The 10,352-nt window shown below is 71.1% G+C and carries 11 protein-coding genes; 4 read left to right on the top strand and 7 right to left on the bottom strand.

All coding sequences use genetic code 11. The annotated features are described in order from the left end of the window. A partial coding sequence (locus FJ694_RS35270) for a fibronectin type III domain-containing protein (RefSeq protein ID WP_198321172.1) occupies positions 1–596 on the bottom strand: 596 nt, incomplete at its 3' end. A 512-nt stretch (positions 597–1,108) separates the two neighbouring features. After that, entirely contained in the window at positions 1,109–1,360 is a 252-nt protein-coding gene (locus FJ694_RS35265; RefSeq protein WP_157272189.1) for a hypothetical protein, read from the bottom strand. Here FJ694_RS35265 and nudC point away from each other — a divergent pair. After that, on the top strand, positions 1,359–2,204 hold the full coding sequence (nudC, locus tag FJ694_RS35260) for an NAD(+) diphosphatase (RefSeq protein ID WP_157272188.1): 846 nt from the start codon (positions 1,359–1,361) through the stop codon (positions 2,202–2,204). The genes FJ694_RS35265 and nudC overlap by 2 nt on opposite strands. Before the next feature lie 46 nt (positions 2,205–2,250). Here nudC and FJ694_RS35255 read toward each other — a convergent pair whose 3' ends face one another. Then, positions 2,251–3,879, bottom strand: a complete 1,629-nt coding sequence (locus FJ694_RS35255) for a galactose oxidase early set domain-containing protein (protein WP_157272187.1) — start codon at positions 3,877–3,879, stop codon at positions 2,251–2,253. A 368-nt stretch (positions 3,880–4,247) separates the two neighbouring features. Next, positions 4,248–5,264: a response regulator gene (locus FJ694_RS35250; protein ID WP_157272186.1), complete on the bottom strand. Its 1,017-nt coding sequence runs from the start codon at positions 5,262–5,264 to the stop codon at positions 4,248–4,250. 139 nt (positions 5,265–5,403) lie between these two features. Between FJ694_RS35250 and FJ694_RS35245 the strand changes: the two genes are divergently transcribed. Together FJ694_RS35245 and FJ694_RS35240 are read left to right on the top strand one after the other, a co-directional pair. Then, positions 5,404–6,432: a diacylglycerol/lipid kinase family protein gene (locus FJ694_RS35245; RefSeq protein WP_157272185.1), complete on the top strand. Its 1,029-nt coding sequence runs from the start codon at positions 5,404–5,406 to the stop codon at positions 6,430–6,432. Between the two features lie 13 nt (positions 6,433–6,445). Then, a complete protein-coding gene (locus tag FJ694_RS35240) occupies positions 6,446–7,243 on the top strand; it encodes a metallophosphoesterase family protein (RefSeq protein WP_157272184.1) in 798 nt (265 codons plus the stop codon). 24 nt (positions 7,244–7,267) lie between these two features. Here FJ694_RS35240 and FJ694_RS35235 read toward each other — a convergent pair whose 3' ends face one another. Both FJ694_RS35235 and rarD read right to left on the bottom strand, forming a co-directional pair. Next, positions 7,268–8,179, bottom strand: coding sequence for a DMT family transporter (locus tag FJ694_RS35235; protein ID WP_157272183.1), 912 nt, complete (start codon positions 8,177–8,179; stop codon positions 7,268–7,270). A gap of 21 nt (positions 8,180–8,200) precedes the next feature. After that, the gene (gene rarD, locus FJ694_RS35230; protein WP_157272182.1) at positions 8,201–9,085 is read right to left on the bottom strand and encodes an EamA family transporter RarD; all 885 of its coding nucleotides are present in this window, start codon (positions 9,083–9,085) and stop codon (positions 8,201–8,203) included. 155 nt (positions 9,086–9,240) lie between these two features. Between rarD and FJ694_RS35225 the strand changes: the two genes are divergently transcribed. Then, complete coding sequence (locus FJ694_RS35225; protein ID WP_232540369.1) at positions 9,241–9,585, top strand: c-type cytochrome; 345 nt, start codon at positions 9,241–9,243, stop codon at positions 9,583–9,585. A gap of 153 nt (positions 9,586–9,738) precedes the next feature. Here FJ694_RS35225 and FJ694_RS35220 read toward each other — a convergent pair. Beyond that, a partial coding sequence (locus tag FJ694_RS35220; protein WP_157272180.1) for a DUF4082 domain-containing protein occupies positions 9,739–10,352 on the bottom strand: 614 nt, incomplete at its 5' end.

Raw genomic sequence — 10,352 nt, 5'->3', positions numbered from 1 at the left:
GAGTACGCGCTTTCCTTGCCGGAGGCATCGACGGCCGTGACGGCGAAGTAGTAGGTCTTGCCGCTGGGCAGCGACGGCACGGTGTAGGTGGTGTTGGTCACGTACAGCCCGCTGCCCTTGACCTGGTCGTAGGACTGCGAGGTGGTGCCGAAGTACACGCGGTAGCCGGCGACGCTGCCCGCCGGGGCGCTCCAGTTCAGCAGCGCTGTGCCGGTGGTGGCCGGGGCGGGCGCAGGCGCAGGCGCAGGCGCAGGCGCGGGCGCGGGCGCCGGAGCCGGCGCGGGGGCCGGCTCGGTGTAGACGTCGCACCGCTTGGTCAGGCCCGGTGCCGGGTCCATGCCGAAGGTGCCGCTCACGCACTGTGCCGTGCCGCTGATGTACTTGCCCACCCATTGCGATCCGGTGCCGAAGCGCACGTAGCGGCTGCTGCCCAGCTCGAAATAGCCCCATTCGTTAGCCACCGTCGTCCAGGTACCGGCCGAAGCGGGCGTCACTTCGGTGGCGATTTCCGTGGCGCCTTGCGTGCCAATCTGGGCTGCTTGCGCAGCCAGTTCCGATTCGCCGCCGCCGCAGGCGGCAAGGAAAACCGTCGTCATCAGCGACGACAGGGCCGCGATTCTTTTGTGCCGGGTATGAAGTTGCATGGCGTCAATAAAAAACAGACAAAAGGCCACCCTGCGGATTCAAAAAGAATCTGCATGGAAACGTTATTGGTGTCGCAGCCCCCGAAATATCGGGGCCGGTACAGCATTGGGCGTCTGGCGCTACTTCAACACCGTATCCCGAACAACCGGCCGGGCCGGTGATGCATCGGGATGCCGGGATTTCGGTGCGGTGCCGGCATGGCTGAGACGCGGTTGTTACCGCGTGTGCGGCACGCCGGCTCGGGCGGCCGGGGCGATACGGTGAGACGCCGTGTCAGTTTCCATTCAGGAACCTTCGCGCTTCCTGTGTCGGACGTGACACGCATCACGTCCCGGCGTCATGCCGGCCATCGGGCACACCGCCGTCAAGGCATCGCGGCTGTCTTTTCCAACAGGCATGCCGACGCCACCGAAGCGCGGGAAAAAGCAGGGCTTCCATTTAAATGGTTACTCGATTGACATTTTCATACTCCTGCGTACAAAAAATGATTGAAATGAAAAATCAAACTGCCGCCGCTGCGAAGTGAAATCCGAGCTGCTGAGATTGCAAGCGCGGGATGATAAATATGAATTGCTGCACTGCGCAAGAGCGTGAACAATGTCTTGTTCACGGATACCTCTGACACATAATTGATCTTTTTGATTCGTCCCTCGGCGCCGAGGCGGCTGTCAGGCTCAGATGTTCCCCTGCCCTCCTGCTCCATCCTGTCGCCCATGCCCTTCGTTCCCGCACACCAGTTGCCACCGGAGCCGACCCGGTTGGGCTGGCATTTCGCTTTCGTCGGCAAGGACCTGCTGCTGCCGCTGCGGGAGGCGCCACCGCTGCTGGCGGCCACGCCCGGCTTCGGTGACGCGGCGTCGGGCCGGCACTACCTGGGCCAGCTCGACGGGCTGGACTGCTGGGCCCTGCTGCTGCCGGCGGTGCCGGCCGGCTGGCAGGCGCTGCCCCTGCGTGCGGCCATGATGCAGTTGCCGCCGGCGCAGTCGGCGCTGGCCGCGCGGGCGGCGCAGGTGCTGGAGTGGGACCGTTCGCACCGCTTCTGCGGCGTGTGCGGCTCGGCCACGCTGTTGCAGCCGCAGGAGCGCTCGCGGCTGTGCCCCGCGTGCGGCCACGCGGCCTACCCGCGCGTGAGCCCGGCCATGATGGCGCTGGTCTGGCGCCCGGGCGAGTTGCTGCTGGCGCGCGGGCCGCATTTCGCGCCCGGCATGTACAGCGCGCTGGCCGGCTTCGTCGAGCCGGGCGAGTCGCTGGAGGACTGCGTGGCGCGCGAGGTTGCCGAGGAGGTGGGCGTGCGCGTCACGAACCTGCAGTACTACGGCAGCCAGAGCTGGCCGTTTCCGCACAGCCTGATGCTGGCCTTCACGGCGCAGTGGGACGGCGGCGAGATCGTGCCGCAGCCCGGGGAGATCGAGCATGCCGCCTGGTATGCGCTTGACGCGCTGCCCGACATTCCGCCACGTTTCAGCATCGCCGGCCACTTGATCCGCGACCTGGTGGCGCGCATGCAAGCCGGCGGCGTGGAGGCCGCGCAAGCCGGCGGCCCGGGTTGCCAGGCCTGAATCGGGCCTCGATCAGCCCCGGGCCCCGGCCCGGGGCACTCCGCGCTCAGGACAGCTTGACGATTTTCGCTTCCGAGGGCACCAGGCGGGTTTCGCCGGCCGGCGCCTGCGGGTTCTTGCGCAGCGCGAACACCATGTAATAGCCCGGCGGCATTTCGGTGGCGCGGGCCGGGGCCTTCACGGTCAGGGTGCGCCCGGCCTGGGTGAAGTCCAGTTCCATGCGGCGCTGCTCGTTGCTGAAGGAATGGGTCGAGGAGCCGGTGCGGATCATCACGACCTTCTCGATGGCGCCCCAGCTGCCCATTTGCAGCGTGAAGCTGTCGCTCCAGCTGAAGACCTGGGGCGAGACGGTATTGATGACCGGCTGCGTGGCCCAGGTGCCGTTGGGATTGAAGAAATACGGCGGGAAATACATCTCGGCATTGAGCCCGCGCACCGGCCCGGGCGCGCCGCCGCCGCCGACCACCACCGCGCCATTGGGCAGCAGCATGGTGTTGCCGTGGTAGAGGCGCGGCTTGGCGGCGTTGGCCGTCATGGTCCAGGTGTTGGTGGCCGGGTTCCACAGCTCGGTGGTGTAGACCGCGTCGGCCAGCGTGTTCTCGTTGACGGAGCCGCCGTTGACCCACACCGTGCCGTCGGGCAGCACGGTGGAGAAGCCCCACTTGCGGCCGGTGCTGATGGGCGCGCCGCGGCTGATCACGGGCTGCGGGCCGTTGACATCGATCAGCGACACCGTGGTCGTGCCGCGCACCGACAGGATCTTGCCCGGCGCGTACATCACCGAGGTCGTGTTCCAGTTGGTGCCCTGGATCTTGCCGTTGAGCTGCACGATGCCGCCGCTGCCGTTGTGGTCCAGCGAGTAGAAGTAGCCGTCGTTGGTGATGGTCAGGATGCGGCCGTTGGGCAGCAGCCACGACTTCGGGTACCACCAGTTGCCCTTGATTTCGCCGAAGGCCGCTTCGCTGCGGGCCCCCGTCAGGGTGCGCCAGCCCGAGCCCGGGACGTACACCTCCGGCGTGGGTGCATAGGTGTCCTCGGTGGCCGGCTTGGTGCTGGTGCCGGCGTAGTAGCGGTCGTCGCGCCCGCCCATCACCACCACCTCGCCGCGCGCGTTGGTGATGGCCGTGCCGTACCAGCGCCGGAACGCCATCGGCGTCGGTTCCAGGCGCAACGAGTTGTCGGCCGGGTTGAAGAAGTTGGTGTCGGCCACCGCGTAGTTGCGGATGCCGTTGATGGTGCGGTCGCCGCCGGCCATGAACACCTGCCCGGTGCTGGGCAGCACCAGCTGCGTGTTGCAGAACAGGTCCGTGCCGGTCGTGTGCTGCAGCAGCTGGAACGGGGACGGGGCCGCGCCCGGCGCCGCCGGGTCCCAGTTCGGGTCCCAGACCGAGTAGTGCAGCTGCGCGCCCTGGTTGCCCTTGTCGTCGCTGCCGTAGGCCAGCACCCGGCCATCGGGCAGCTGCACCATGTGGATGGGAATGACGGGCCAGCCGAACACCGGCCCGAAGGCGCCGGCCCGGTAGGCTGCGCGCGTGGGGCTCGCCGGCCGGTACGACGGGGCCAGCATGCCGGCGGCGGAAAGTTCCTTGAGGGTTTCGGTCAGCGCGCCGGCCGAGGCCACCGGACCGCTGCCGTAATCCACCGGCGCCTGGTGGTCGTCCTCCGGCAAATCCATCGCGGTTTCATCGCCCGAAACCGCGGACGGGGATTCTCCGCCGCCGCAGCCCGCCAGCACCGCGGCTAGCACCGCGCACCAGGCACCCCGAAAAGCTCGTCGGTGGGGAGGAACGGATTTTCCGGGAAGTGAAAAATACTCAGGCGTTTCCATGCACTGCAGACCCGTGTCGTGAACACCAATGCGGCCCCTGTCCAGGGCCGCGGCATTACTGCACTCTGCGCATGATCAAATGCCGTAAATACCCCACGCCTTAACGTCCAGTTGTGCCGGTCTGTATCCTCGGCAATGCTTGGTAAATACCTCTTGCGATTCCCGGCGGCAATCAATCCTTCGTTGGCCAAATTCGAGATTCCCGGGCGGCCGGATCAGGCGGCCCAGGCCAGCGGCGCGGCCTGCGCCTGCGGCTCCCACTGCGCGCGGATCTCGACGATGCGCGGCAGCACCTGCTCGAACAGCGTGACCAGGCGCGGATCGAAGTGCCGCCCGGCATCCAGGCGCAGCGTGTTCATGGCCGCCTCCACCGACCACGCGCCGCGGTAGGGGCGCGGCGTGGTCAGCGCGTCGAAGGCGTCCACCACCGCCACGATGCGGGCGGCCTCCGGGATGGCGCTGCCCGTCAGGCCGCCGGGGTAGCTGCTGCCGTCCCACTTCTCGTGGTGGTTGAGCGCGATGGCCGCGGCCAGCTGGAACAGCGGCGCGCCGTTGCGCGACAGCAGCGCGTGGCCGACGCTGCAATGGGTGCGCATGATTTCCCACTCGGCGGCGTCGAGCTTGAGCGGCTTGTTCAGGATCGCGCCCGGGACTTCGAGCTCGCCGATATCGTGCAGCGGCGCGGCCGCCTCCAGCAGCGCGCAGTCGTCGGCTCCCCAGCCGGCGGCCTGCGCCAGCGCCGCGGCGTAGGCCGCCATGCGCCAGGGGTGCAGACGGCCTTCGGCGTCGCCCTGGCCGCTGGCGCCGCGCGCCAGCAGCGCCAGGGCCTCGCGGTAGCTGGGCGAGGCGCCGTCGGGCGCCGCCAGCGACAGTTGCAGCCGCACCCGCGCCTGCAGCGCCTGCGGCGACAGCGGCTTGACCAGGCAGTCGGCCACCCCGGCCTCGAAGGCCGCGGCGCGGCCGCCGGCGCCGCAGCGCGCGGCCAGCAGCAGCACCGGCACGCCGGCCGTGGCCGGCTCGGACTGCAGCGCGCGGCACAGCGCCAGGCCGTCGGCCAGCGGGCGCTCCACGTCCAGCAGGATCAGCGCCGGACGCCGCTGCTGCGCCGCGGCGCGGGCCTCGTCCAGCCCGGCGGCGAATTCCAGCGCATGCGCCGGGCCCAGGACCTCCTGCAGCAGGCTGCGGTTCCAGGCGGTGTCGTCGATGACGAGAAGGGGGGCGGTGCGGCTCATGGGAATCCTCCGGGGCGGGGCGACGCGATCGCGTTTTTTGTAGGCTCGCAGCCATCTTGGAATCGCGCCGGGGCCAATGCGTCACAGGACTGTGAAAGCGGGTCCCGGCTGGGTATGTACCTTGCCAAAGGCGGCCACCATGCACTCCACCGCGGACCCTGCCCGCTCCGCTGTCCCTTCCCCTTCCGATGGCGGCAGCGGCGGCACGGCCACGCCGCCGCTGGCCTTCGTCGTCAACTGCGGCTCGGGCGCGCAGGAGGCGCGCGAGCGCATCGACTCGCTGCGCCGCGTCATGGAAGAGGCCGGGCGCCGCCACGAGATCCTGTGCATCGACGGCTCGCAGCCGCCGCCGGCCGTGGCCGCGCGCGCCGTGGCCTGGGCCGTGGCGCACCAGGGCGCGGTCGTGGCCGCCGGGGGCGACGGCACCATCAACGCCGTGGCCCAGGCGGTGCTGCCCAGCGGCCGGCCCATGGGCGTGGTGGCGCAGGGCACCTTCAACTACTTCGCGCGCTCCCACGGCCTGCCGCTGGTCACCGAGGATGCCGCGCGCGCCCTGCTCCGGGCGCGCGTGCAGCCGGTGCAGGTGGGCCTGCTCAATGACCGCGTCTTCCTCGTCAACGCCAGCCTGGGCCTGTACCCGCAGCTGCTGCAGGACCGCGAGGCCTTCAAGCAGCAGTTCGGGCGCAACCGCTTCAACGCCGCGCTGGCGGCGCTGGGCACCATCCTGCGCCACCACCGCCAGTGGACGCTGGAGCTGGACCTGGGCGGGCGCAGCGCCACGGTGCGCACCGCCACGCTGTTCGTGACCAACAACCGGCTGCAGGTCGAGCAGCTGGGCCTGCCCGAAGCGCAGGCCACGGGCGCGGGCATGCTCACGGCGGTGATGGTCAAGCCCGTGGGCCGGCTGGGCATGCTCGGCCTGGCGCTGCGCGGCGCGCTGGGCCGCCTCGCCGACGCCGCCAACGCGGTGGACTTCGCGCTGCGCCGCCTCACCGTCACGCCGGGCCCCGGCCACCGCGAGCGCAGCCTGAAGGTGGCCGTGGACGGCGAGGTGCTGCGCCTGCGCACGCCGCTGACCTTCGCCATCTCGCCCACGCCGCTGCAGCTGCTGCTGCCGCCCGCGGACGGCGCCGGGGGCGCGGCCCAGGCGCCGCCTCCGCCGCGGTGAACGGGAAGCGCCGGTGAGCGTGCTGCTGCAGGTCTCGGACGCGCATTTCGGCACCGAGGTCCCCGCGGTGCGCGACGCGCTGCGGGCGCTGGCGCTGCAGGAGCGCCCGGACGTGGTGGTCTGGACCGGCGACCTCACGCAGCGCGCGCGCCAGGAGCAGTTCGCCGCGGCGCGGCGCTTCGCCGACTCGCTGACCGGCGCGCGCAGCCTGGCCATGCCGGGCAACCACGACATCCCGCTGTGGAACCTGGCGCAACGGCTGCTGCACCCCTACGCCCGCTACGCCCGGGCCTTCGGCGCGGAGCTCGAGCCCGAGATGGAGAGCGACGACCTGCTGCTGCTGCTGGTCAAGACCACGCGGCGCTGGCGCCACAAGCACGGCGAGCTCTCCGCCGCGCAGGTCGAGCGCGTGGCGCAGCGGCTGCGCCGCGCCGCGCCGCGCCAGCTGCGCGTGGTGGCCACGCACCAGCCGCTGCACGCGTTCGAAGCCTGCGACCTGGCGCACCGGCTGCGCTGCCCGCGCCAGGCGCTGGCGACCTGGGCCGCCGCGGGCGCGGACCTCATCCTGGGCGGGCACACCCACCACCCGCGCTGCGAGCGCGTGGATGCCGGCACGCGCGCCGTCTGGATCGTGCAGGCCGGCACCGCGCTGTCACAGCGCGTGCGCGGCGGCCAGCCCAACTCCGTCAACGTGCTGCGCCACGACGCCGGCACCGATCCCGGGCACTGCGCCGTCGAGCGCTGGGACTTCGACGCCGGCGCCGGCGCCTTCGCCTGCGTGCAGCGCACGCGCGCGGCGCTGTCGCGCTGAAGGCCGGCGCCGGCCTTCGATGTGCTAGCGCCAGCGGTTGAGCAGCGCCACGCCCGCCAGCACCAGCACCGTGCCGGCGCCCACGCCCGGCGTGAAGGGCTCGCCCAGGATCAGCACGCCCATGGCGATGGTGCTCATCGGGCCGATCATCCCAGTCTGCGCCGCCGCGGCCGGGCCGATGCGCGCGATGGCCAGCATCACCATCAGCACCGGCGCGAAGGTGCAGGCCGTGGCGTTGAGCAGCGACAGCCACCACACCGGCGGCGCCAGCTGCGCCAGACTGTCCAGCGGCCGCAGCAGCAGGAACTGCGCGATGCACAGCACGCAGGCCACGCTGGTGGCCAGCCCGGTCAGGCGCATGGCGCCCAGGCGCCGAACCTCCTCGCCCGACCAGGTCAGGTAGAGGGCATAGCTCAGCGCGCTGCCCAGCACAAGCAGCGTCCCCAGCACGGCCTGCTCGCCGGCGAAGCGCGCCTCCTGGCCGAAGGCCAGCAGCACGCCGGCATAGCTCACGCCCATGGCGATCCACTGCCGCGCCGTGGCGCGGCGCCCGAACAGCGCCCAGCCCAGCAGCAGCACCAGCGTCGGGTTGAGGTAGAGCACCAGCCGCTCCAGGCTGGCGCTGACGTACTGCAGGCCCAGAAAGTCCAGGTAGCTCGCCAGGTAGTAGCCGCTGAAGCCCAGCAGCGCCACGGCGCGCCAGTCGCGCGCCGTGAGCCGCGGCTTGCCGCGCCCGGCCCACCAGGCCAGCAGCAGGAACAGCGGCAGCGCAAAGAGCATGCGCAGCATGATCACCGTCACCGCGTCGGCGCCGTGGCGGTAGGCGAGCTTGACGATGATGGCCTTGCCGGAGAAGGCCGTGGCGCCGCCAGCGGCCAGCAGCAGCCCGGGCCAGGCGCGCTCGGACCCGGGCGCGGTTGAGGAGGCAACGGTCATGGAGCCGCTCGCGTCAACAGCTCAGGCCGCGGCCGGCACGCGCCGCCGCGACGCCCACAGCCCCTCGGCGCTGTAGAGCGCCAGCGCCAGCCAGATCAGCACGAAGCCCAGCAACTGCTCTCGGTGGAAGGGCTCGTGGAACACCCACAGCCCGATGGCCATCTGCAGCGTCGGGCCGATGTACTGCAGCAGCCCCAGCGTGGCCAGCGGAATGCGCCGCGCGCCCGCGGCAAAGAGCAGCAGCGGCACGGCGGTCACCGGCCCGGCCAGCAGCAGCCAGCCCCAGGTCGAGGCATCGGCCTGCGCCAGCGTGCCGTGGTCCTGCAGCGTCACCAGCGCCAGCGCCGGCAGCGCCAGCGGCGCCAGCAGCAGCGTCTCCAGCGCCAGGCCCTCGAGCGCGCCCAGCACCGCCGTCTTGCGCATCAGCCCGTACAGGCCGAAGCTGCCGGCCAGCAGCAGCGCGATCCACGGCAGCGCGCCGGCCTGCCAGGTCAGCCACAGCACGCCCAGGCCCGCCAGCGCCACGGCGCCCCACTGCACCGGGCGCGGCCGCTCGTGCAGGAAGGCGAAGCCCAGCAGCACGTACACCAGCGGGTTGATGAAGTAACCCAGGCTCGCGTCGATGACGTGGCCGTTGTTGACGGCCCAGACGTAGACCAGCCAGTTGCCCGACAGCAGCAGCGCGCTCAAGCCGAACAGCAGCAGCTGGCGCGGACGGCGCAGCACGGGGGCCAGCACGTTGAAACGCCGCAGCGCGGCCAGGATCAGCAGCAGGAACACCAGCGACCACACCGTGCGGTGCAGCACGATCTCCAGCGGCGGCACCGCGGCGACCTGGTGGAAGTACAAGGGGAAAACGCCCCAGACCCCATAGGCCAGGGCCGCGTAGACAACTCCGATATTCATTTGCGGGGATTCTAGTTTTCGCAAACTTCACCCCTTTTCCGGGCACGGCATGGCCCGGGCCCCTTCGCATGCGCCCTGTCCGACTGCTCCGCCCGCTCCGATCCCTCCGATCGCTCCTGCCGGCCCCGGCCGCCCTGCTCGTCTCCTGCGTCCCGTTGTTCCTGGCCGGCGCGGCACCGGCCCGTGCTGCCGGCGGGGACGCGGCCGCGGGCAAGGCGGTGTTCGCACGCTGCGCCGCGTGTCACCAGGTCGGCCCCTCGGCACGCGGCACCTTCGGCCCGCACCTCAACGCCCTCTTCGGCCGCCGCGCCGGCGGCACGCCGGACTACGCCTACTCGGCGGCCATGAAGGCCTCGAACGTCGTCTGGACCGAGGCCACGCTGCGTGCCTTCGTGAAGTCGCCCGGCGACGTGGTGCCGGGCACGAAGATGCGCTTCTGGGGCCTGGGCAACGAGCGGCAGATCGACGACCTGCTGGCCTACCTGCGCACCTTCCAGTGAGTCCCGCGGCAGGCGCGCGCCTGGCGTCGGCGCGGCCGGAAAATGGCATCGGCGCAAGCAGCGTCCCTGCGGACACCGCTTGCGCCGACGGCGCGGACCGGGGCGCGGATACCGCACCGGGCTGGCCCGGCACGGATTCCGGCACCGGGCGCTTCAGGGCTCGGGCTGGAACACCACGTCCACCCAGTAGTTCGCCGACTGGTAGCTCGACGTCGGGAAGAGCACCGAGGTGCCGCCGTAGACGTACACGCCGTTGCCGCCGCTCTCGCCGTTTCGCAGCGCCGTGAGCGGGCCGGACGTCACGCCGGCGTTGGTGAAGTAGCCGCCGTTGAACGCATAGCGGCCGTTGGGCGCGCGGTACGAGGCCACGTACACCGTGCCCGCCGTCACGGGGATGGGCGTGTCGAAGTTCTGCTGCTGCCAGCCCGTGGCCGTCTCGTTGACGAAGGTGGTGCTGCCCAGCAACGTGCCGGTGGCCGTCCACAGCGCGCCCACGTGCGTGCCGGTGTTGCCCGCGCCCTTGAAGAAGCGGATGCCGGTGATGTAGCCGTTGCGGTTGGCCCTGAACTTCACGCCCAGGTTGACCGTGCGCGTTTCCGGGTCGGCAGCCACCGCCGGCGTCGCGGACGGCGGCCACAACGTGCACGGGCACGAAGCCGCCCCGACCGTGAAGCTGCGGCTCGCGGGCGTGCCCTGCAGGTTGCCGCTGTCATCCACCGCGCGCGCCAGGATCGTGGCCGTGCCCGTGGTGCTGGCCGGCAGCGTCC

This window comes from Azohydromonas aeria (assembly GCF_009760915.1).
Taxonomy (GTDB): domain Bacteria; phylum Pseudomonadota; class Gammaproteobacteria; order Burkholderiales; family Burkholderiaceae_C; genus Azohydromonas; species Azohydromonas aeria.
The sequence above is the reverse complement of the archived record's forward strand: the minus strand, read 5'-3'. Positions and strand labels throughout refer to the sequence as shown.